19 protein-coding genes are annotated in these 22,908 nt (G+C 70.2%); 13 read left to right on the top strand and 6 right to left on the bottom strand.

Annotation, left to right across the window (positions count from 1 at the left end; translation table 11 throughout):
* Positions 1-248: NAD-dependent epimerase/dehydratase family protein (locus AB0B86_RS29230; protein ID WP_357404946.1), on the bottom strand; the 248-nt coding region annotated here is incomplete at its 3' end.
* A gap of 248 nt (positions 249-496) precedes the next feature.
* On the opposite strand from AB0B86_RS29230, the gene AB0B86_RS29225 reads away from it, so the two are divergent.
* The 7 genes from AB0B86_RS29225 to AB0B86_RS29195 all read left to right on the top strand — a co-directional run bounded on the left by AB0B86_RS29225 (position 497) and on the right by AB0B86_RS29195 (position 8,659).
* Entirely contained in the window at positions 497-1,678 is a 1,182-nt protein-coding gene (locus tag AB0B86_RS29225; RefSeq protein ID WP_357404948.1) for a hypothetical protein, read from the top strand.
* A gap of 1 nt (position 1,679) precedes the next feature.
* Complete coding sequence (locus AB0B86_RS29220) at positions 1,680-2,531, top strand: glycosyltransferase family 2 protein (RefSeq protein ID WP_357404950.1); 852 nt, start codon at positions 1,680-1,682, stop codon at positions 2,529-2,531.
* The gene (locus AB0B86_RS29215; RefSeq protein WP_357420221.1) at positions 2,528-3,607 is read left to right on the top strand and encodes a glycosyltransferase family 4 protein; all 1,080 of its coding nucleotides are present in this window, start codon (positions 2,528-2,530) and stop codon (positions 3,605-3,607) included. The genes AB0B86_RS29220 and AB0B86_RS29215 overlap by 4 nt, the downstream gene beginning before the upstream one ends.
* A complete protein-coding gene (locus AB0B86_RS29210) occupies positions 3,604-5,169 on the top strand; it encodes an O-antigen polymerase (RefSeq protein ID WP_357404954.1) in 1,566 nt (521 codons plus the stop codon). The genes AB0B86_RS29215 and AB0B86_RS29210 overlap by 4 nt, the downstream gene beginning before the upstream one ends.
* Positions 5,154-6,068, top strand: a complete 915-nt coding sequence (locus tag AB0B86_RS29205) for a glycosyltransferase (protein ID WP_357404956.1) — start codon at positions 5,154-5,156, stop codon at positions 6,066-6,068. Before AB0B86_RS29210 ends, AB0B86_RS29205 begins: the two co-directional genes overlap by 16 nt.
* Positions 6,065-6,931: a glycosyltransferase family 2 protein gene (locus AB0B86_RS29200; RefSeq protein ID WP_357404958.1), complete on the top strand. Its 867-nt coding sequence runs from the start codon at positions 6,065-6,067 to the stop codon at positions 6,929-6,931. Before AB0B86_RS29205 ends, AB0B86_RS29200 begins: the two co-directional genes overlap by 4 nt.
* Positions 6,932-7,153: 222 nt before the next feature.
* On the top strand, positions 7,154-8,659 hold the full coding sequence (locus AB0B86_RS29195; RefSeq protein ID WP_357404960.1) for a hypothetical protein: 1,506 nt from the start codon (positions 7,154-7,156) through the stop codon (positions 8,657-8,659).
* A gap of 150 nt (positions 8,660-8,809) precedes the next feature.
* On the opposite strand, the gene AB0B86_RS29190 is transcribed toward AB0B86_RS29195, so the two are convergent.
* The gene (locus AB0B86_RS29190) at positions 8,810-10,804 is read right to left on the bottom strand and encodes a hypothetical protein (RefSeq protein WP_357404962.1); all 1,995 of its coding nucleotides are present in this window, start codon (positions 10,802-10,804) and stop codon (positions 8,810-8,812) included.
* 152 nt (positions 10,805-10,956) lie between these two features.
* Complete coding sequence (locus AB0B86_RS29185) at positions 10,957-12,147, bottom strand: hypothetical protein (RefSeq protein ID WP_357404964.1); 1,191 nt, start codon at positions 12,145-12,147, stop codon at positions 10,957-10,959.
* 167 nt (positions 12,148-12,314) lie between these two features.
* Between AB0B86_RS29185 and AB0B86_RS29180 the strand changes: the two genes are divergently transcribed.
* From AB0B86_RS29180 to hutH, 6 genes are all read left to right on the top strand, one after another.
* Positions 12,315-13,160, top strand: a complete 846-nt coding sequence (locus AB0B86_RS29180) for a MurR/RpiR family transcriptional regulator (protein WP_357404966.1) — start codon at positions 12,315-12,317, stop codon at positions 13,158-13,160.
* A gap of 16 nt (positions 13,161-13,176) precedes the next feature.
* Positions 13,177-14,865 carry a urocanate hydratase gene (gene hutU, locus AB0B86_RS29175; protein WP_357404968.1) on the top strand — a complete coding sequence of 563 codons (1,689 nt, stop codon included), beginning with the start codon at positions 13,177-13,179 and terminating at the stop codon, positions 14,863-14,865.
* On the top strand, positions 14,862-16,064 hold the full coding sequence (locus tag AB0B86_RS29170; protein ID WP_357404970.1) for an allantoate amidohydrolase: 1,203 nt from the start codon (positions 14,862-14,864) through the stop codon (positions 16,062-16,064). Before hutU ends, AB0B86_RS29170 begins: the two co-directional genes overlap by 4 nt.
* A gap of 322 nt (positions 16,065-16,386) precedes the next feature.
* A complete protein-coding gene (locus AB0B86_RS29165) occupies positions 16,387-17,748 on the top strand; it encodes a formimidoylglutamate deiminase (RefSeq protein WP_357420220.1) in 1,362 nt (453 codons plus the stop codon).
* Between the two features lie 58 nt (positions 17,749-17,806).
* On the top strand, positions 17,807-19,006 hold the full coding sequence (hutI, locus tag AB0B86_RS29160) for an imidazolonepropionase (protein ID WP_357404974.1): 1,200 nt from the start codon (positions 17,807-17,809) through the stop codon (positions 19,004-19,006).
* Positions 19,003-20,541, top strand: a complete 1,539-nt coding sequence (gene hutH, locus AB0B86_RS29155) for a histidine ammonia-lyase (RefSeq protein WP_357404976.1) — start codon at positions 19,003-19,005, stop codon at positions 20,539-20,541. The genes hutI and hutH overlap by 4 nt, the downstream gene beginning before the upstream one ends.
* Before the next feature lie 62 nt (positions 20,542-20,603).
* Here the strand turns inward: hutH and rdgB are convergent, their stop codons facing one another.
* From rdgB to AB0B86_RS29140, 3 genes are all read right to left on the bottom strand, one after another.
* Positions 20,604-21,221 (bottom strand): RdgB/HAM1 family non-canonical purine NTP pyrophosphatase, encoded by a 618-nt coding sequence (rdgB, locus tag AB0B86_RS29150; protein WP_357404978.1) that lies wholly within the window; start codon positions 21,219-21,221, stop codon positions 20,604-20,606.
* Positions 21,218-21,943, bottom strand: coding sequence for a ribonuclease PH (gene rph, locus AB0B86_RS29145; RefSeq protein ID WP_357404980.1), 726 nt, complete (start codon positions 21,941-21,943; stop codon positions 21,218-21,220). Before rph ends, rdgB begins: the two co-directional genes overlap by 4 nt.
* A gap of 169 nt (positions 21,944-22,112) precedes the next feature.
* Positions 22,113-22,856: an MBL fold metallo-hydrolase gene (locus AB0B86_RS29140; RefSeq protein WP_357404982.1), complete on the bottom strand. Its 744-nt coding sequence runs from the start codon at positions 22,854-22,856 to the stop codon at positions 22,113-22,115.
* Positions 22,857-22,908 lie beyond the last annotated feature (52 nt).

Genomic DNA, 22,908 nt, shown 5'->3' with positions numbered 1-22,908 from the left:
TGGTCGGCGACGACCTCGTCGACGATGGCCGGGTCGCAGATGTCGCCCTGGACGAACCGTAGTCGGGGGTCGTCGCGGACGGGGTCGAGGTTGGCCAGGTTGCCCGAGTAGGTCAGCTTGTCGAGCACGGTCACGACCGCCGGCTCGAGTGGCGGCACGCCCTCGGCGCTGCCGAGGGGCTTGCCCAGCAGCAGGCGAACGTACTCCGACCCGATGAATCCGGCTCCGCCGGTGACGAGGATCCTCACGGGTCCGAGAGTCTACGCCGGCCGACTGGCGGCGACGGCAGGTGTTTCGGCATTATCGGTTAGGGCCGCCCGGGCGATTGCAGGTGTAGCTGCCTTCGGGTAGAAAGTGCCAGCGAAGTACGACTCGTCGTGCCCGCACGTATCGCATCTATGGGGGGCGAGTGAACGGCGTGTCGCTGGTCAATACTGCTCGGCCATCGTCGGGTCCCGGCACGAAACCATCGCCCGGCCGCCGTGCACTGGGGCTGTTGCGGCAGCTCTTCGCACCCGAACGGCTCTACATCGGCGCGCTCGGCCTGACCGGGCTGGCGGCGGTGCTGTCGGTGGCCCTGCCACCCGCGGAGCGCGGTGAACTGTCCGCGAACATGGTCAGCGCGACCCTCGGTGCCGCCGTCGGCGGCCTGTCCCTGGACACCTTCCTGCTGTCCCGTCCGGGCGGCTGGGTCTTCTCCCGGGGACGCCCCTGGGTCCTCGCCATGCTGGGGGCCTCGGTCCTCCTCTCCATCGTCGCCGCCGCAGTGCTCACCACGGTGGCCGGGATCGGCAGCTACCTGGTCGGCATGGGTTCGGCGGCCGGTCTGACGATCTTCAACACCGTCTCGTCGATCGCGCTGCGCCAGAAGAGCTTCCTGGTCGTCTACGCGATGCGCGCGGCGAGCGGGGCGGTTCTGGTCGGTGGCTACGTGGCGCTGTACTTCGCCGGTCACCTGGACGGCGGCCTGTGGAGCATGGTGTGGCTGGTCGTCCAGTGGGTCAGCGCGCTGTCCGTGTGCGCCCTGGTGCTGCGGATGCTCCGCCGGATCGGGCCCGCACCACGGCCGGAGGCGACCGCGCTGGACTACCGCTCCGACCTGGTCGCCGTCGGCAACCTGCACCTGGGGATCTTCGCCCAGATGATGACGCTGCGGTTCAACCAGATCCTGGTGGCCAGGTTCGTCGGCGCCGGCCCACTCGGCGTGTACGCGCTGGCGGTCGCCGCGCTCGAGTTCGCACAGGCGGGTGCCGTCGTCCGGGCGCAGCGCATCCTGGCCAGCCGCGACGGTGACGGCGGCCCCGACCCCACCCGAGCGGTGGTCACCGCCGCGCTGCCGGTCGCGCTGGCCGCCGTCCTCGGGCTCGGTGTGCTCGGCTACCTCCAGCCGGAATACCGGTACGCCTGGATCCTCGGCCTCGTTCTGCTGCCCGGCTCGCTGGCCACCGCGGCCGGCAAGAGCTGGAGCGCCCTGCTGCTGAAGAGGCGGGGCGAGCGGGCCACCACGGTGGTCGCACTGATCACCCTCGGCTTCGCGATTCCCGCATACTTTGCGATCATCCCGTGGGCGGGTGTGATCGGGGCGGCGGTCGCCTCGACGCTCGCCTACGCCGTACACGCCTTCGCCTCCAGAGCAAGCCTGCGACGAGCGCAGTCGCCGAATCATGGGACGGTTTGACATGGATGTCTCGATTGTTGTTCTCGCCTGGGAGGATTTCGAGCGCACCCGCGCCTGCGTCCTGTCGCTGCCGGCGGAAGCGGAGATCGTTGTCGTCGACAACGGCAGCTCGATGCACATCCAGGAGTCGCTGAGCGCGTTCTGCGCCGAGCAGGGTGTCACGTATGTCCAGTCCGGCTCGAACCTCGGTTACGCGCGGGGGATGAACCTCGGCGTGCGCCACACCAGCCGGGCGAACGTGATCCTCTCCAACAACGACATCATCGTGCACGAAGACGCCGTGACCCGGCTGCTGACCGCCCTCGAGGACCCGAAGGTGGGCGCTGCCTTCCCGGGCGTGGTCACCCCGTCGGGGGTGTCGCAGACGGAGGGCGGTCGCTTCCTGGGCCTGGGCGTGGGTCTCGCGCACGCCACCGGGCTGAGCTTCGTGCTGCCGAACCTGCGGATCGTCGCGCCGCCGGAGAAGGCGGACTGGCTGACCGGCCCCTTCGTGGCCATGCGCCGGAGCACCTTCGACGCCATCGGCGGCGTCGACGAGACCTCGTTCTTCTACTCCGAGGACATGCGGCTCTGCTGGGCCGTCCGTCAGCAGGGCCTGCGACTGGCGTACGTGCCGGAGGCCGTGATCATGCACGAGGACGACGCGACCGCGAAGCGGCGCTGGTCCGAGGAGGAGATCTCCGAGCGCCGCACCCGCGAGTTCATCCGGGCGAGCAAGGACATGGGTGGCCGACGCGGCCGCATCGCCACGACGGCGTACGTGGGCGGGGTGCTGCTGCGCGCCGCGGTGGGCGCGAACCCCGTTCGCCGCGCCATCGCCAAGGGCGCCGTTGAGGGGCTGCGTACCTCGTGAAGGTGTTGTTCGTCTGCACCACGGGTGGCTCCGGACGGCGGCAACTCGGTGGTGCCGAGCGCATCCTGACCGAGATCATCCCGGCGCATGCCCGAACGGGCCTGGAGGTCATCGCCGCCACCTCGGACGACGAGGTCGGCCACGCGCTGCGCGAGGCCGGGGTGCCGTGGATCGGGCTCAGCGCGACAAGTCGGATCGACCTCGCGTACGCGCGGGAGATCCGCCGCCTGGTCAACGAGGTGCAACCAGACGTGGTCTGCGCGCACCTGCTGTCCGCCGCCATGCACTGCCGGGCGGCATTGAGCATGGAACGCCGGCGGACCCCGCTCGTCGTCACCCTGCACAACAGCCTCTGGCAGTACCGGGACACCGCCGGGACGTTCCAGCAGAAGGCGCTCATCCAGTCCAACATCACGCTGGACCTGGCCATGCGTCGGGCCCGTCCCCACGCGACGGTGGCGGTCTCCGAGTTCGAGGCCGCCGAGCTGCGCGACCGTGGCGGTGTCAAGAACATCCACCTGATCCCGAACCCGCTGCCGGCCACCTGGCCCAGCCCGAAGCCGGCACTCACGCCGGAGCCGGGTCGACGGCCGGTGGTCGGCTATCTCGGCCGGCTGGAGAAGGAGAAGGGGGCCGACCTCCTGCCCGAGATCGCCGCTCTCCTCCCGGAGGTGGACTTCAAGGTCGCCGGGGCGGGCTCGATGGTGCTCGACCCCCGGCCCAACCTCGACCTCGTCGGCCGGGTCGTCGCCGCGGACTTCCTCCAGGAGATCGACTGCCTCGTGGTGCCGTCCCGGGTCGAGTCGTTCGGGCTCAGCGCCCTGGAGGCGCTGTCCCTCGGCGTACCTGTGGTGCACACCGGGGCCGGCGGCCTGGCCGAGGTCACCCGCCACGCCACCGGCACCCTGGCGTTCCAGGCGGACCTCGCGCCCGCCGCGCTCGCCGGCGCCATCCGGGACGCCCTCGGCCGCCGTGCCGTCGACGAGGGGCAGCAGGTGGCCGAGTGGTACGCCCAGGAGTATGCCTTCGATCGGTGTGTCGAGCGGTGGCAGAGCTTGTACAGGTCTCTTCTGTGACCACAACAACCAGGACCAGCAGCCCCACCCTTTACCGGACCCTGGTGCCCTGGGTGGTGGCGGCCGTCATTGTCGTGGCGGTCTTCCTCTGGGACACCGAGTTCGGCGTCGCCGCCGCCTTCCTCGCCGTGGCGGCCCTGATCTTCCGTGCTCACACGTGGCTCGCCATATGCACGGCCGCCTGGGGCTTTGTCTTCCTCGCCGTCCTCACCATTCCGGGGCCGTACGACTCTCCGGCCGGTCGCGCCGCAGTGCCGATCTTGGGGATCTACGCGGCCTGGTTCCTCGCCGCCTGGTATTTCGGCCGTCGACTGGCAGCCAACAAGCGTCGCCCGGAACAGTCGACGGTGACCGAGAACACCGTCGTCATGCCGGCCGTCGCGACGGGGTCCGCGGTCACCGTCGTCATGCCAGCCGTCGCGACGGGGTCCGCAGACACCGTCGTCATGCCAGCCGTCACGACGGGGTCCGCAGACACCGTCGTCATGCCAGCCGTGACGACGCGTCCGCCGATGGACCGAGCGGGTGTCGAGTCGGCTCGGGCCGAACTGCGCTGGCCCGCCGAAAGTCGGCTCCGGGCCTTCGTACTCTTTCTCCTTCTGCTCTCTCTCATCGGTGCGGCGTTGAAGTTCCGCGGTGAGGTACCGCCGCTGTTTGCCGACAACCCGGACGCCGCGCGCGAGGCGGTACGGCTGCGCTCCAACCTCATCACCGGGCTGTTCTCGGAGTTCTGGGGGATTGGCTTGGCGATCTCGCTGCTTCGCGCGCTAACCGGGAAGGCGGAGGGACGGTGGACCTACGTCGTCTTCGTCGTTATCTTCGCGTTCGGCGCGGCGCTGGGCGCGAGCAAGAACTCCGTTCTACTGGGAATCGTGCCGCCGCTGGTCGCCGCTCTCTCGGTGCGCCGATCGGCGACCATCAGCCGGAAGAACCGGCTGCGGGTGTCGCTCGTGGTGCTCGTGATCGGAGCTGTCGCAATGGGTGCGGCAGTCTTCCTCGGCGGCCAACGGACGCTGGCCGGCACCGGGCAGTTCGAGGACCAGTTCCGAGCGCAATATGGCGCCAGCCCGTTGTATGCCAGTGTCGGGTCGCTGGACCTGTCGCTGAGCAGTTCCGTCGAGACCTTCGGTCGGTTGTGGCAGGTGCGCGAGCAGCACCCGCCGACCTGGGGCCGATACACCTTGACCTTCACGGGTTCGTTGGGCGATCGCCTGCTCGGTCCGGCTGACATCTACAAGATCACCGCGCGCCTGAGCAAACCGTTCTACATGAACACCGCAACGTTCGTGGCCATACCTCTGCTCGACTATGGGCCGATCGGCGCGGTGCTCTTTCTCTCAGCGTTGGGCTTCTGCGTCGGGGTCGTCGATCGGCGGCTGACATACACGTCAAGCCCTGCCCACCAACTGACCCGGGCGTTCGTGATCTACTTCGCGACTTTTGGTGTCTACGAGTTGTATCCCGTGGTGCAACCCTTCTGGCTGGCTCTCGCCCCTGGCCTCGTTGCCCTTTACCTGCTTAGCAAACCGATGAGGTGGATCCCAGAGTGGATGAAGCGCTGACAGTCGTCACCGTTCTCTACCGTTCGAGCGACATGTTGACCCAGACGCTGCCTACCTGGGTACGCAGCGCCGAGGGCCTTCCGGTGCGGTTCATCTTCGCCGACAACTGGCCCGAGGACGGCTGCGAGAAGGTTGTTGCCGGTTGGCTGGACGAAGAGCGGTACGAGTACCTTCCCGACTCCTCGAATCCGGGGTTCGCGGCGGGCTGCAACCGCGCGGTCGCGGCCGCGAGGACGAACCATGTGCTGCTACTCAACCCAGACGTGTGGCTGCCCGATGACGCGCTTGCGCGTGTGTGCGCCGCCATCGCCGAGGACCCCGGCACACCGATCGCGGTTGGTCTGGCCATGCACGGTGGGGAGTACATCGGCATCGACGTCAATCCGGTCTCGCTCTTCATCGACAGGACCGCCACCGCAGCGCGGGGACCACTGGGTCCGTCGGGGGGCGCCGCCGTCTTCCCGACCGAACTGTTCCACCAGTTCGGGGGGTTCTACGAGCATCTATTCGCCTGGGGCGAGGACGCTGACCTGGCTTACCGTCTCTACGCATCGGGATACCGGACCCGCGCGCTCGATCTCGTGCTCCCCCACGCGGGTGGGCACAGCGTCGAGGGCGACAACAAGCTCCAAGGCTTTCGTGCCTTCCTGCTGGCCCGAAACCGACTTCTGGTCGCGGCCCGGGTCTTCACCTGGCCGCTGATGCTCCTCGCCATGCCGGTACTGGCCCTGGCGCACCTCGCGCTCGCCGCCCGACGTGTCCGTCAAGGCCTGCTGTGGCCGTTCCTCCGTGGCGTCGGACGTGGCCTGCTGGAGAGCCCGGCCGCCCGACGGCAGTGGAACGGCAAGCGATTCGGCTTCGCGTCCCTGTACAGCTACCTGACAGTTCGGAGAGCATGATGGCAGGACACCAGTGGAGTGTCGTGACGGTCACCTACAACTCGGCGGACACGCTCCGCAGGTGCTGGCGGGGAGCCAAGCCCTACGAGTGGATCGTCGTCGACAACGCCTCCTCCGACGACTCGGTCGCGGTGGCGGAGGAGTTGGGTGCCCGGGTCATTCGCCTGCCGGAGAACGTCGGCTTCTCGAAGGCCAACAACGTCGGCGTGCGCCAGGCGGCGGGCGAATACGTGGTATTCGCCAACCCCGATCTTGAGATCGACCCGGACGGTCTCGACGTGCTCAAGCGGCACCTCGACGTCCACGGCGGTCTGGTGGCTCCTCAACTGCTCGCGACTGACGGCACTCCCCAGCCCAACGGGCGCGGTTTCCCCTACGCCACCGCCAAACTGGGCAATCGGAAGATCTGGCCGCTGTCCCGGATGCACGCGACCTACCGGGTGGTGGCGAACCCCGGTGAAGCGGTCTACGTCGCCTGGGCCATGGGTGCCGCAATCGCCGTCCGCACCGCCGACTTCATCGCCATGGGCGGATGGAACGAGCAGTTCTTCCTCTACTACGAGGACCACGAGCTCGGTCTGCGGGCGTGGCGGCACGACATGCCCGTGGTGCTGCTCGGCGACGTGCGGTGGACCCACCACTGGGCCCGTGCGACGAACTCGTTCCAGTGGTCGCGTGCCCACACTCTGGAACTGCAGAGCGCCAAGACCTTCTTCAGTCTGTTCCCTGAATTCGTCATCGGGTTGCCGTCGGCCTCCCGGCGCAACCCGCAGGCGGCACGCCTGATCGGTGCCCCGGTGCCCACGCAACGACGCACGGGTGAGTCGCTGCCCACGCCGGGTCGTCAAGCAGGGGCCAGCTGACGGCACCCTGCTCCACCTCGACCGGCACGGCAGGCCCGGTCGACACCGCAATTCGCACCCATCGACGATGTCGTCGGGGGAAAGCATGGTCGTTTCGCACTCTGGATGGAAAATGGCGTGGTCGGACAAGTCGTACTTGAGAACGTGACCCCATCGGACGTCCCAGCGGCGCCGACAACCAGGCGCCGCCCCACCTCCGCGGACTGGATCGCCATTGGCGTATTGCTGGCCCTCGTCGCGGTGGTCCACGACGTCAAGACGATGCTCACGGCGTCGTACTGGCTCGACGAGGCGTGGGTGGCGCTCTCGGTCCGGCTCCCGCTCGGCGACCTGCCGGTGACGACCGCGTCCACCCCGATCGGGTGGACCCTTCTGCTGCGGCTGGTGCCGGACGCCGACTACCTACGTGTGGTGCCGCTTGCTTTCCTCTGCCTGGGTGTCGTCGCCGCGTACGGGCTCGGGCGGTTGCTGCGGTGGCCGACTCGGTGGCTCGGAATTGTCGCAGGCTTCGTCTGTGCCATGGCGGTCCTGCTCCTGCCGGCGCAGCAGGTCCGTCACGACCTCAAGCAGTACACAGCGGATGCCGCCGTCACGGTGGCCCTGCTCGCTCTGGGCGCTTGGACCGAGCAGACCTGGTCGCGGAGACGGCTTGGCGTGGTTGCGGCCGTGGCCGCCACAGGCATATTCGTCAGCCACGTTACCGCCATCGCCACCCCCGCCGTGTTCGGCGGGTTGTTGCTGGTCACCGCGCTGCAACGCCAGTGGGCGCGGCTCCGGGACGTCGTGGTGGCAGGGCTCGGCGCGATGACTGTCATCGTCGCCGTCTACTTCGGTATCTCCGCGCGGGGCAACAATGACGCGATGCGGGAATTCTGGGTCGGTAGTTTCCCGACCCTGACCGAGTTGCCCGGCTACCTCAGCCGGCAGATCGACGACCTGGCCCCAATGCTTGGCGCGTCCGCTCTGGTCGTCGGCGGGCTGTTCATCGCTGGTGTCGTCACCCTCGCCTGGCAGGGCCGCCCCGCGTCGGCGATCGCGGTGCTTCTGCTGCCGGTGGCGGTGACAACGCTGGGGGTCGGCAAGTTCTATCCGCTACTGGAGCTGCGTACCTCGCACTTCCTGCTCGTCGCGACGGCTGCGGTCGCCGGCCTCGGTGTCGCCGGACTGGCTTACGGGATGGCCGCGCTCGTTGCCCGCGGGGTTCCTCGCGTGCCGTCGACAGTCCTTACCGCGGCGATCTGCGCCGTCCTGCTCATGATCTTCGGCATCAACAACGGCCGCTGGTACCGGTTCGACGGTAACGACCCGGGGTTCTACTTCACCGCTATCGGCGTGACGGACATCCGTTCGGCGACCGAATACGTGAACAGCCATCGGTCGTCCAACGATGCCATCGTCATGAACGACCTGGCGTGGTACGGCTTCGCGTACTACTCGCGGTCCGACAAGGTCAAGCTTGTCGCACCAGCCGACAACACCGTCGGCTGGCAGGTCGAAATGCCCACCCGGTCCGACGTCATCGTGATTCCCCACCACGACATCGCACTCATACACGCCAAGATCGATGAGGCGCTGGCATTGGCATCACAGCGGGGTGGCGGGCGCGTATGGCTGATCCGAACCCACGTGATGTGGGAGACGGAGGACTGGCAGAAGGTGTTCGCCGACTACCGGGTCGAGCAGGTTACCGATGGTGTGGAACCGGTCCTGCTGATCAGCAAGAGGTGACCAACCCGGCACCGAAGATTCACCGCGCGCCAGGGCGTGGGTAAAAGGCTTCTGGTCAAGCCCGGGTGGGGACCAGCGGCGGTTCGGCAAGGCGGAGATTCGTCCAGATATCGATGATGCATCCGGGCGAATCTCCGCCTTCGGGCGGGCTTACCGGATCTTGTAGATGAGGAATGTGGCAGCCGGATAGCGGACTGTCTCGCGAAGTTCCAGACACGGCTCGTTGAGCGCCGTCGCTGTCACCAGGTACCGGACCTGATGCTGCTGGAGGAAGCTGCCGCACGGTTCGGTGGCGACCTCGAAATGGTCGGGCGTCGGCAGCTCGAAGGTAGTCGGTGAGTCGCGGGCGGGGTCCCGATCGAACACGAACCAGACGTGGGCGTAACGGTTGTAGACCGCGTCCTGCTCGCCCTGCTCGTCTGCGGTCCGCCAGAGATCCAGCTGAGGATAGGCGTAGACGCCGGACAACGAGCGGGCGCCGCTCATCGAGGCGAAGCTCTGAATGCCTCCCACATCGGTCACCCAGGCGGCGCCGGGGTCTTCGGCATGGATGGTTCGGATCGACTCCGCCAGCGGCGTGCGGGTCAGTGCTGCGGTGCCGCGGTAGAGCGGATGGATGAACACCGTCATGGCAATCGAGAAGGCCAGCAGGACGGATGCGGCCCAGGTGAAACGCTGACGAAGCAGCAGATACACGACCAGCGGAACCGGGATGATCGACAAGAGGAAGCCGCGCGACTGCATGAAGCCGGGAAATGCCCGCTGCACGTGCAGGCTGAGCAGCACCTGAACGAGCAGGACGACGAGGGCGTATCCGACGACGACCTTGAAACCCGGCTTGGTCGATCGCTCGTCCTGCAGCCGACGGACGACCAGCACCACCCCGATGACACTGAGCAGACCGATGCCGACGAGCAACCGCGCGTGCGGCACCAGGTTGAGGAACAGGATCTTGCCGACAAGGTCCAGATGGGGGACGGACAGCCAGACCAATGCGCCTAGAAGCGTGAGACTGGCGAGCAGCAGCGGCCAGTCAATGGCCCGCTGGGCGCGGTACAACAGGTACAGCAGGATCATGCTGGGCACTACCAGGTACGGGAATACGAGCAGGAAATTGGAGTTCTCGCTCTGATTGTCCATGACCTGGTAGAGCTCGGCCTTCTCGGCGAACTGCAATCCGAAGCTGGTGTGCCCGGAGAACAGGTGCAGCAGATCGAAACCACCGCTCTCCACGACACGCTTTCCCGGATAGACCGTGCTCTGCATGGTGTCGATGACGGTCAGCCGGGTCGCGATAAACGCACCGATCACGGCACCCGCAACCGCAAGCGATGCGGCGACGATACTCAGCTGCCGCAGCAGCAGTCGGCGCTGTAGTACACGGCCCTGCTCGATCAGGTAGCCGATGGCGAACGGCGTCACCGCCAGGACGCAGGCGATCTGGAACGGCGGGTAGAGCACGAGCGCGAAGCAGGTGAGCAGATAGGCCAGGAGCGCCCCCCAGGCAACTGTGACGAGCAGCCGTTTCGAACGCACCAGAAGAATCAGCACCGTAGCTGCGAACAGGGCGTAGTACATCGACGACAACGTCACGTACTGGTACCACCACTGAACGAACGGACTGAAGAACAGCGCCAGGGAGAGCCCGGCGGCAAACCATCGTTGCCTGGGCATCAGAGCCAGCACGAAGAAATAACAACTCAGGATGAGCAGATAGCCCATCAGCCACCATTTGAAGGCGAAAGCAAAGTCGAACGGCAGCACCAGAAAAGCCAGGTTGTGCGGCTTGAAGGCGACCGACCACTCCTTGTACGGGACGTCCCTGACCAGGGAGACATCCTCGCCTTCCTCCCCCATGTTCGGGTTGATCTGGGGGTAACCGGCCGCGTCCTGGGCGACGGTCATTTGAGTGTTGACGTTCCACTCGTCTGACCGGATCCCCTGCGGACTGTTGAACAGGAGGGCCGGGTCCTGCTGTGCGCCGTACAGCATGTTGTGGACCATGCCCATTGAGGACCCGTTGATTTGCAAAGCCGTCAGCCCCAGCAACGCGACAGTCAACAGAGCCGGGAAGAGCCAGATGCTACGGACGAATCTCCCGCCGGCGCGGGTGGCCCGGCCACGGAGACCAGTGATGTCGTTCATCAGTACCATTCTGTTCAAGGGGTGAGGGCATTGCGCGGTCAGCTGCAGGAGCCCGTGCTGCCTCCTCGGCGCAAGACCCCGTAGTCAGCGCGGCGGCGCTCCTGGGCCGTTCGCAACGCCCAGGCCGACCAGGTAGTAGTTGTGCCAGAGCCTCAGCTGTGCCGACGCCACATGTCGCGCAGCGCGTCCCAGTTGCCCGCGATGCCGACCATGCAGGGAGTCTCGAGAACCATTACGGCGTTGGAGTCGTCCCGGTCCCACCAGACACCGCAGTATGCCTGGCCCTCGAACAGGAAGCCGTACTCGACGTAGCTACCAGGCACACCCGTCACGCCGCCCGTCGTGCGGGTCGCCTCCCGGACTCCGGGGGCGAACGCGTTGGCAGTGCGGCCGAGTTCTTCACGCTGCGCTCGCGCCGCGATCTTCAGGGCTTCTTCCCGGAACAGCGAAAAGTGCACCTGCAGTGCGCCGTTGGGGCAGAAGACGTGGCCCTCCTCGTTCTCCGGCAGTGCGGGGCCGCCGCGACCGTAGACCACGCAGCCGCTGACCTCGGCCAACCAGAGGTCGCCCATCTGCGCCAACTCGCCGGTGAACTTCGACTTGTTGATGGAGAGCTGGGTCGCCTGATAGGGCGGGAGGGAGGCGGTTGCGGGGGGCGGCGGCTCGTCCGAGTCGCCACGTCCACCGAGGGCGTACCCCGCGACACCGGCGACGAGGGTGAGCGCCAACCCGCCGACGACGAGCCAGATCCAGCTCACGCCTCTCCGGACGACCTGGACCGGTGCGATCCGCCGGCCGGACATCCCGAACGGTTCCCGGTCGAGCGGGACCGGCACGCCGGACGAGGGTGCCGCCGAGACCGGCTGGGACGACGGCCCGGCCCACGGTGCCTGCGCGTACAGGGCGACCTGCTGGGTCGGCTCCGCAAGCGCGCCGGAGACGTCGCCGCCCGTCGGGGCCTGCCCCGGGCCGCCGGTCGACACGGGGGTGCCGCTGACCGGGGTCACGGAGGCACCGAGCGGCATTGTGGCGTCGTCAGCCCGGTAGTCCTGCTGCAGGAGCCCGAACAGGCGCTCCGGCACGTCCGGCTGGTCGCCCTCGTACGCCGCCCACGGGTTCGTCGAGGACAGGTCGGCATCCGCGTAGGGGTGACCGCCGGGTGCCTCGGACAACATCCTGACGGCCTGGGCGAACGCCTCCCGCCAGCGTGGGTCAGCCGCCGCCGGCCCGTCGAGCAGGATGACAGTCGCGGGTCGTTCCTGCCCGTCGACGGCGGACCACGCCTTTCCCACCAGAGACCCGCCGAGCACACGGGTGAACCTGTAGGGATTTTCCGGCTGCATGTGCGCTCCTCGGTCGTTTCGCCGAGCGGATACTACCGATCACCTCTGAACGCGGACTGCCCCGTCAGGACGTGCTCTCGACCACCCTCCGGACGGCGCGCAAGCGTGCCGGAACGGCGTCGGACGCCGCCTTGCCAGGTGAAAGATTTGATGCATAGAGTCGGCCTGTGAATGAAAGTGGTGCGCAGGGCACCGAACTGCTCGACCTGTTCGACGGGGTGCGGCTGACGCCCACCCAGCGCCGAATCGCGCACTGCCTCGTGCAACACGCGCCCGCCGTGGCGTACCTGTCCGCCGCCGAGGTCGCCGAGCTGGCCGGGGTCAGCCAGCCGTCGGTCACCCGGTTCGCCGTCGCGCTCGGCCACGACGGCTACCCGGCGCTGCGCCGCCGGCTGCGCCACCTCACCACCGCGACGCCGGGCGGGTCGACGGACGCCGGCAACGAGCTACAGCAGGCGGTACGCGCGGAGATGGGCAACCTGGACCGGCTGGCCGGCCAACTCGCCGACCGGGACCGGATCGCCGAGACCGGACGGTTGCTGGCCCGGAGCCGACCCCTACCGGTGCTCGGCCTACGCGCCGCCGCACCGCTCGCCGCGTACTTCGCGTACTTCGCGGCGAAGGTGCACCCGGACGTCCGGGTGCTCGACGACGGCGGCAGCCTGCTCACCGACCGGCTGGAGCAGGCCGCCGAGGCCGGCGCGTCCGCAGTGCTCGCCTTCGTCCTGCCCCGCTACCCCCGGGAGACACTGGACGCGCTCCGCGACGCCCGCGAGGCCGGGCTGACAGTGGTGGCGATCACCGACTCACCGGTCAGCCCGGCCACCGAGTACGCCCACGTGGTGCTGCCGGCGGCGGTCGGCGCGCAGCTCGTCTTCGACCTGCACACCGCCCCGATGACGCTGGCCATGGTGTTGTTACAGGCGATCTGCGACGCGGCACCGGCCGACACCCAACGCCGACTGGAGGCGTTCGAGGCCTCCGCGGCCCGCCGACAGTTGTTCCGCGGATGACCGGAGGAGACCCGAGATGACCCAGCCCGTCCGTGCCGCACGGGGCAGCCAGCTCACCGCCCGCGGGTGGCAGCAGGAAGCCGCCCTGCGGATGTTGATGAACAACCTCGACCCGGAGGTGGCCGAGCGCCCCGACGACCTGGTCGTCTACGGCGGCACCGGCAAGGCGGCCCGGGACTGGCCGTCGTACCACGCGTTGGTCCGCACGCTCACCGACCTGCGCGAGGACGAGACGATGCTGGTGCAGTCGGGCCGCCCGGTCGGGGTGATGCGCACCCACGAGTGGGCCCCCCGGGTGCTGCTGGCCAACTCCAACCTGGTCGGTGACTGGGCGACCTGGCCCGAGTTCCGCCGCCTCGAACAGCTCGGCCTGACCATGTACGGGCAGATGACCGCCGGTTCGTGGATCTACATCGGCACCCAGGGCATCCTCCAGGGCACCTACGAGACGTTCTCCGCGGTGGCCGCCAAACTCGCCGACGCCCGCGGCGACGGGCAGGGGCAGAGCGGCAGCACACTGGCCGGCACTCTGACGCTGACCGCCGGCTGTGGTGGGATGGGCGGCGCGCAGCCCCTCGCCGTCACCATGAACGGCGGTGTCTGCCTGATCGTGGACGTGGACCGCACCCGCCTGGACCGTCGCGTGCACGACCGCTACCTCGACGAGGTCGCCGACTCCCTGGACGACGCGATCGCACGGGTCCGCGCGGCGAAGCGGGAGCGGCGGGCGCTGAGCGTCGGTGTGGTCGGCAACGCCGCCGAGGTCTTCCCCGAGCTGCTCCGCTGGGGCGTCGAGATCGACGTCGTGACCGACCAGACCAGTGCGCACGACCCGTTGGCGTACCTGCCGGTGGGGGTCGAGCTGGCCGACGCCCGGGACTACGCCGCCGCGAAGCCTGCCGAGTTCACCGACCGGGCCCGGGCGTCGATGGCCGCGCACGTCGAGGCGATGGTCGGCTTCCTGGACGCTGGAGCCGAGGTGTTCGACTACGGCAACTCGATCCGGAGTGAGGCGCAGCTCGGCGGCTACCAGCGCGCCTTCGACTTCCCCGGCTTCGTGCCCGCGTACATCAGGCCGTTGTTCTGCGAGGGCAAGGGTCCGTTCCGGTGGGCGGCGCTCTCCGGCGACCCGGCCGACATCGCGGCCACCGACCGGGCCATCCTGGAGCTGTTCCCGGAGAACGAGTCGCTGGCCCGGTGGATCAGGCTGGCCGGTGAGCGGGTCGCCTTCCAGGGTCTGCCGGCGCGGATCTGCTGGCTCGGCCAGGGCGAACGGGACCGGGCGGGGGTGCGGTTCAACGACATGGTCGCCTCCGGTGAACTCTCCGCGCCGGTGGTGATCGGCCGGGACCATCTGGACACCGGCAGCGTCGCCAGCCCGTACCGGGAAACCGAGGGCATGGCAGACGGCTCCGACGCGATCGCCGACTGGCCGCTGCTCAACGCGCTGGTCAACACCGCCAGCGGCGCGTCCTGGGTGTCCATCCACCACGGCGGTGGCGTGGGCATCGGCCGGTCGATCCACGCCGGTCAGGTCTGCGTCGCCGACGGCACCCCGCTGGCCGGTCAGAAGATCGAGCGGGTGCTCACCAACGACCCGGCGATGGGCGTGATCCGGCACGTCGATGCCGGCTACGACAGCGCCCGCGAGGTGGCCGAGCGCACCGGCGTCCGCATCCCGATGGCTGAGGGCGTCGACTCGTGACCGACGACCTCTCCGCCCGGTTCCGGGCCCTGTGGGACGAGATCGCGCCGATCGGGCGGGACGCCCACAGCGGCGGCTACCTGCGGTACGCGTTCACCGAGCCGGAGCAGAAGCTGCGTGCCTGGTTCCGGGGGCAGGCCGAGCGGCGTGCGATGCCGGTCACCGAGGACGGCAACGGCAACCTCTTCGCCCACTGGGGTGACCCGGAGGGCTCCGACGCAGTGCTGACCGGCAGCCACTTCGACTCGGTGCCGCACGGCGGGGCGTACGACGGGCCGCTCGGCATCGTCAGCGCGTTCCTCGCCGTGGACGAGCTGCGGGCCGCCGGGGTGGCCCCGGACCGGCCGCTTGTCGTGGCCGCCTTCGTGGAGGAGGAGGGGGCGCGTTTCGGCGTACCGTGCCTGGGGTCGCGGCTGCTCACCGGGGCGCTGTCGCCCGAGCGCGCTGCCGGCCTGCGGGACGCGGCCGGGGTGAGCTTCGCCGAGGCGTTCGGCGGGCAGCCGGCGGGCGCCCGCCCGGAGCTGCTGGGCCGGTTCGGCGCCTTCGTGGAGTTGCACGTCGAGCAGGGCCGGGCGCTCATCGACACGGCCGCGCCGGTCGCGGTGGCCAGCGCGATCTGGCCGCACGGCCGGTGGCGCTTCGACGTGGCCGGCGAGGGCAACCACGCGGGTACGACAGGGATGGCCGACCGCCGCGACCCGATGCTCACCTACGCCTTCACGGTGCTGGCGGCCAACAAGGAGGCCCGGCTGCGCGGCGCGCACGCGACAGTGGGACGGGTCGCCGTAGAACCCAACGCCACCAACGCGATCCCGTCGAAGGTGACCGGTTGGCTGGACGCGCGGGCCGCCGACGAGCAGACGCTGTCCGGTCTGGTCGAGGCGGTGTGGGGCAAGCTCGCCGAGCGGGCCCGTCGCGACGGTACGGCGGTGACCGTCACCGAGGAGTCGGCGACGCCACTCGTCGCCTTCGACGGCGGGCTTGCCCAACGGCTGGCCGCGCTGCTGGCCGCACCGGTGCTGCCCACCGGCGCGGGGCACGACGCCGGAGTGCTCGCCGCGCACCTGCCCACCGCGATGCTGTTCGTCCGCAACCCGAGCGGGGTGTCGCACTCCCCCGCCGAGGCGGCCACCGACGACGACTGCGCCGCCGGGGTGCGGGCGCTGGCCAGCGTGCTGCGGGAGCTGACATGCCACTGAACGAGGTGGCGAGCCGGTCGACGGACGGCACGGATCTGCGGCGGTTCCGGCCGCCAGGGTTCCGGCCGCCAGGGTTCCGGCCGCCAGGCCTCCGGCCCAGCCGGGGTCGACACCTGGTGGTGACGTCCTTTGGAGCTGATGTCGCAAACGCATCAAACCCAACCCCGCCATCGACCCAGCGGCAGACGCAGCGGCAGCGGCAGCGGCAGACGCAGCGGCAGACGCAGACGTCGTGGCCGGTGCGGCCGATGCCAGCGCCACTATCGCGGCCCGCGTCGCGGTTGATGTCGCAAACGATTCAGCTCCAAAGGAGGCGAGGAGCATGACCGCGACCCGCTGGCTCGCCGAGTACGCGTGGCTGCCTCAGCACGCCGAACCGACCCCCGACGTGCTGATCGAGGTCGAGGACGGCCGGATCAGCGCGGTGACGCCGCTGACCCCCGGCAGTCAACCGCCAGCCGGGGTCGAGGTGCACGCCGACGCCACCCGGCTGCCCGGGCTGACCCTGCCCGGCCTGGCCAACGTGCACTCGCACGCCTTCCACCGGGCGCTGCGCGGGCGCACCCACGGCGGTCGGGGCGACTTCTGGACCTGGCGGAACCAGATGTACGCCGTGGCCGACCGGCTGGACCCGGACACCTACCTCGCCCTGGCGCGGGCCGTCTACGCCGAGATGGCGCTGGCCGGGATCACCTGCGTGGGCGAGTTCCACTACCTGCACCACCGGCCCGACGGCGGCGCCTACGACGACCCGAACGCGATGGGCGCGGCGCTGGTGGAGGCCGCCGCGCACGCCGGGATCCGGCTCACCCTGCTGGACGCCTGCTACCTGACCGCAAGCGTGGACGGTCAGGCCCTGACCGGGCCACAGCGCCGTTTCGGTGACGGCGACGCGGCCCGCTGGGCCGAGCGGGCGGCGGCGTTCCAGCCGGCGGACGCCCACGTCCGGGTCGGCGCGGCCGTGCACTCGGTACGGGCGGTGCCGGCCGACCAGCTCCGCACCGTCGCCGACTGGGCCCGGGAGCGGCGGGCACCGCTGCACGTGCACCTCTCCGAGCAGCCCGCCGAGAACGACGAGTGCCGAGCGGTGCACGGGCGCACGCCCACCGCGCTGCTCGCCGAGCACGGCGTGCTCGGGCCGGACAGCACCGCCGTGCACGCCACCCACCCGACCAGTGCCGACCTGACAGTGCTCGGCGACAGCCGGACCGGGGTGTGCCTCTGCCCGACCACCGAGCGGGACCTCGCCGACGGGATCGGCCCGGCCCGCCGGATGGCCGACGCGGGGATCCGGCTGAGCCTGGGCAGCGACAGCCATGCCGTCATCGACCTGTTCGAGGAGGCCCGCGCTGTGGAGTTGGACGAGCGACTGCGTACCCGCCGGCGAGGCCACTTCGCGCCGGTCGACCTGCTGACCGCGGCCAGCGTCAGCGGGCACGCCGCGCTGGGCTGGGCCGACGCCGGCCGGATCGCCGTCGGCGCCCGCGCGGACCTGGTGACGGTACGGCTGGACACCCCCCGCACCGCCGGGGTGCCAGCGGTGGGGGCGTTCTTCGCGGCCACCGCCGGGGACGTCGAGCACGTGCTCGTGGACGGTCGGGTGGTGGTGGCCGAGGGCCAGCACCTGAGCGTGGACGTGCCGGCCGAGTTGGCCGCCGCGATCGAGGCGGTGACAACCCGGTGAACGCGAGGAATGAGCCGATTCTGCGAGCCCCGCAGTCGCGAACGGAAGGAGGCCCCGCGTGAGCGGCAGCCTGCTCGTCGACAACATCGGGGAACTGGTCACCAACGGCCCCGGCACGCGCCCGCTGGGCATCCGCCGCGACGCCGCGGTGCTTGTCGAGGAGGGCCGGGTGGCCTGGGTCGGGTCGTCCGCGACCGCGCCGGCCGCCGACCGGAGGCTCGACGCGGGTGGGGCCGCCGTGCTGCCCGGCTTCGTGGACAGCCACGCCCACCTGGTCTTCGCCGGGGATCGGTCGGCCGAGTTCGCCGCCCGCATGGCCGGTGAGCCCTACACCGGCGGCGGCATCCGCACCACCGTCCGCGCGACCCGGGCCGCCAGCGACGACGAGCTGCGGGCCACAGTGCGCCGGCTGCGCGGGGAGGCGCTGCGCCAGGGCACCACCACCATGGAGATCAAAAGTGGGTACGGGCTGACCGTCGCCGACGAGGCCCGCTCGTTGCGGATCGCCGCCGAGGTCACCGAGGAAACCACCTTTCTCGGCGCGCACGTGGTGCCGGCCGAGTACGCCGACCGTCCGGACGACTACGTCGGACTGCTCTGCGGGCCGATGCTGGCCGCCGCCGCTCCGCACGCGAAGTGGATCGACGTGTTCTGTGAGCGGGGTGCCTTCGACGTGGACCACGCCCGGGCCATCCTGGCCTGCGGGCAGGCCCTCGGGCTCGGTGTGCGGGTGCACGCCAACCAGCTCGGCCCCGGGCCGGGCGTACAGCTCGGCGTGGAGCTGGGCGCGGCCAGCGTGGACCACTGCACCCACCTGTCCGACGCCGACATCGACGCGCTCGCGTCGAGTCAGGTCGTCTGCATGTGCCACGAGGGCCCGCACACCACCACAGTCGCGACCCTGCTTCCCGGCGCCGAGTTCTCCACCCGCTCGCCGTACCCGGACGCCCGCCGGCTGCTCGACGCCGGTGTCACAGTCGCGCTGGCGACGGACTGCAACCCCGGCTCGTCGTACACCTCGTCGATGGCGTTCTGTGTGGCCCTGGCGGTCCGCGAGATGCGGATGACCCCGGCGGAGGCGGTCTGGGCCGCGACCGCCGGCGGCGGGCGGGCCCTGCGTCGCGACGACATCGGCGTGCTCACCCCCGGCGCGCGGGCCGATCTCGTGATCCTGGACGCGCCGTCTCACCTGCACCTGGCCTACCGGCCCGGGGTACCCCTGATCCGCCAGGTAATACGCAACGGAGTTCCGCAATGACGAACGTGACAATCCACCCCACCGGGATCACCGCGGACGACGTGCTGGCGGTGGCTCGCGGCACCGCCACTGTCGTCCTGGCCCCGGCCACCATCGAGGCGATGGCGACCAGCCGGGCCATCGTGGACGGCATCGAGTCGTCGGGCCGGCCCGTCTACGGGGTCTCCACCGGGTTCGGGGCGCTCGCCAACACCTTCATCGCCCCGCAGCGGCGGGCCGAGCTGCAACACGCGCTGATCCGCTCGCACGCCGCCGGGGTGGGTGCCCCGATGCCACGCGAGGTGGTCCGGGCCATGATGCTGCTGCGGGTCCGGTCCCTCGCGCTGGGTCGCTCCGGGGTCCGGCCGCTCGTCGCGGAGGCCCTTGTCGACCTGCTCAATCACGACATCACCCCGTGGGTGCCGGAGCACGGCTCGCTCGGCGCCTCCGGTGACCTGGCGCCGCTTGCGCACTGCGCGCTGGTGCTGCTCGGCGAGGGTTGGGTGCTCGGCCCGACCGGCGAGCGGCAGGACGCGGCCGACGCGCTCACCGCCGCCGGGCTCAAGCCGATCGAGCTGGCCGCCAAGGAGGGGCTGGCGCTGATCAACGGCACCGACGGCATGCTCGGCATGCTGCTGCTGGCCAGCCACGACGCGGCGCACCTGTTCGCCATGGCCGACGTGACGGCCGCGCTGGCCATCGAGGCGATGCTCGGCTCCGAGCGGCCGTTCCTGCCCGAGCTGCACGCCATCCGGCCGCATCCCGGTCAGGCGGCGTCGGCGGCGAACATCCACCGGCTGTTGCAGGACTCCCGGGTGATGGATTCGCACCGCGACGACCTGGCGCACGCCGTGCAGGACGCGTACTCGATGCGGTGCGCCCCGCAGGTGGCCGGCGCCGCCCGCGACACCCTGGACTTCGTCCGTACGGTCGCGGGCCGGGAGCTGGTGTCCGTTGTGGACAACCCGGTGGTGCTGCCGGACGGGCGGGTCGAGTCGACAGGTAACTTCCACGGCGCACCGCTCGGCTTCGCCGCGGACTTCCTCGCCATCGCCGCCGCCGAGGTGGGCGCGATCGCCGAGCGGCGGGTGGACCGGCTGCTCGACGTCACCCGCTCCCGCGAGCTGCCGGCGTTCCTCTCCCCCGACGCCGGAGTCAACTCCGGGCTGATGATCGCCCAGTACACGGCGGCCGGGATCGTCGCCGAGAACCGTCGGCTGGCCGCCCCGGCCTCGGTGGACTCACTGCCCACCAGCGGCATGCAGGAGGACCACGTCTCGATGGGCTGGGCGGCGGCGAAGAAGCTGCGCACCGTGCTTGACAACCTCACCAGCCTGCTGGCGGTGGAGCTGCTGGCCGGCGTGCGCGGTCTGCAACTGCGTGCTCCGCTGGAGCCGTCCCCGGCCGGCCGGGCGGCCGTCGCCGCGCTCGGCGGCGCGGCCGGTGAGCCCGGCCCGGACGTGTTCCTCGCCCCCGTGATGGAGGCGGCCCGTGCCGTGGTCGCCGGCCCGGAGCTGCGTGCCGCCATCGAACGGGAGGTCGGCCCGCTGGGCTGAGCTCCGTCAGGTAGCTGTCGTCCGCCGCGGGTCAGGCGGCGGACGACAGCACCTCACGCACGTCAGGCGGCGGGCGGCAGCACCTTGGCGACCAGTTTGGCCAGCTCGCGAAGCGCCTTACCCCGGTGGCTGATCGCGTCCTTCTCCGCCGGGGTCAGCTCGGCGTTCGTCCGGTCCTGTCCGTCGCCCAGGAAGATCGGGTCGTAGCCGAACCCGCCGTCACCGCGCGGAACGCGCAGCACCCGCCCCGGCTGCCGACCGTCGACGAGGTGCTCCTTGCCGCCGGGCAGCACCAACGCCACAGTGCAGACGAACGAGGCGGCGCGCTGCTCGTCGGGCACGTCGGCGATCTGGTCCAGCACCAGCTGGAGGTTGGCCCGGTCATCGCCGTGCCGGCCGGACCAGCGGGCGCTGAACACCCCGGGCATCCCGTTGAGCGCGTCCACCGCGAGCCCCGAGTCGTCGGCGATGGTCGGCAGCCCGCTCTGCCGGCAGCCCTCCCGCGCCTTGATCAGCGCGTTCTCGCCGAAGGTCAGGCCGGTCTCCGGCAGTTCCGCGTACTGCTCGACGTCGTCAAGCCCGAGCAGGGCGATCCGCTGCGCGCCGAGCGCGCCGTCCAGGATCCGCTGGAGCTCCACGAGCTTCTTACGGTTACGGGTGGCGAGCAGGACCTTGTTCATGAGAGAGCCTTCCGCTGGGCTTCGGCCAGCTCCGCGCACCCGGCCACGGCCAGGTCGAGCAGGCTGTCGAGTTGGTCGCGGGCGAACACGCCCGCCTCGCCGGTGCCCTGCACCTCGACGAAGTCACCCGCGCCGGTGCAGACCACGTTCATGTCCACCTCGGCGGCGACGTCCTCCTCGTAGCAGAGGTCCAGCCGCGCCTCCCCGGCGATGATGCCCACGCTGACCGCGGCCACCGACCGGTGCATCACCTTCTCCGGCTTACCTGCCAACGCCTTGCGGCCGGCCAGCCAGTTCACCGCGTCGTGCAACGCGACGTACGCGCCGGTGATCGCGGCCGTGCGGGTGCCACCGTCGGCCTGGAGCACGTCGCAGTCGAGCACTATCGAGTTCTCGCCGAGCGCCTTGAGGTCGATGCTGGCCCGCAGGCTGCGGCCGACCAGCCGGGAGATCTCGTGGGTACGGCCACCGACCCGGCCCTTGACGCTCTCCCGGTCGGAGCGGGTGTTGGTGGCCCGGGGCAGCATCGCGTACTCGGCGGTCACCCAGCCGAGGCCGGAACCCTTGCGCCAACGGGGCACCCCCTCGGTGACGCTCGCCGTGCAGAGCACCCGGGTGCCGCCGAACTCGACGAGCACCGAGCCCTCCGGATGGGTGCTCCAGCCTCGGGTCAGGGTCACCGGTCGAAGTTGATTGGGCCCTCGCCCGTCAGGTCGCGCCATCCCTGCACCCTATGCGGTGCGCTGATCCACCTCGGCCGGGGTGTCCCCGAGAAGTGGCCGCGCCGTGTACCCGGAGGATTCCGGCGACCGCCGCCGGCCAGCCGAACTCCTCGGCCCGCAGGCCGACGGTGGGGCAGGGGCGCGGTCGCGCGAACCGGGACCCGGTGCGTCAGATGTCGTAGCTGGCGCCGGGGCGGACCACGTCGATCGGTCCGGTGTACGCGGCCGCGGCCGACTCCAGGGTGTGCGCCTCGCTGCCCCAGGCCGCCACCAGATGGGTGAGCAGCAGCCGACCCACCACCGCCTTGGTCGCCGCCTCGCCGGCCTCCCGGCCGGTCAGATGCAGATCCGGCGGATTGTCGACCCCGTCGAGGAAGCTCGCCTCGCAGAGGAAGGCGTCGACGTTCTGGGCCAACCGCAGCAACGCGTCGCAGGGCGCGGTGTCCGACGAGTAGCACAGCGACCGACCGTCGTGCTCCAGCCGCACCCCGTACGTCTCGATCGGATGGTTCACCCGGTCGACGGTGACCGTGAACGGGCCGATCGGGAAGGTGCCCGGTTCGAGCGCGTAGAACTGGTAGACGTCCTCCAACGGGCCGTCGTCGTGGTACGCCGCGCTGAGCTGTTCGGGAGCACCGGAGGGCGCGTACATCGGCAGGGCGGGGTGGGGGCCTTCCGGGGCGTACCGGCGGACCACCACGTACGTCACGGCATCCTGGATGTGATCGCAGTGCAGGTGGGTCAGCAGGATCGCGTCCGGGGCGTGCAGCCCCGCGTACCGCTGGAGGCTGGACATCGAACCGGAACCGAAGTCGACAAGCAGCCGGAAGCCGTCAGCCTCGACGAGATAGGCCGAGCAGGGCGACTCGGGGCCAGGAAAACTTCCGGCGCACCCAAGGACTGTCAGTCGCATCGAGTGGTCTCGCTGTCACTATCAGTAGCATCCGCGCCGGCGATGGTCCCGG

Source organism: Micromonospora sp. NPDC049047 (assembly GCF_040649135.1).
Lineage (GTDB): Bacteria > Actinomycetota > Actinomycetes > Mycobacteriales > Micromonosporaceae > Micromonospora.
The sequence above is the reverse complement of the archived record's forward strand: the minus strand, read 5'-3'. Positions and strand labels throughout refer to the sequence as shown.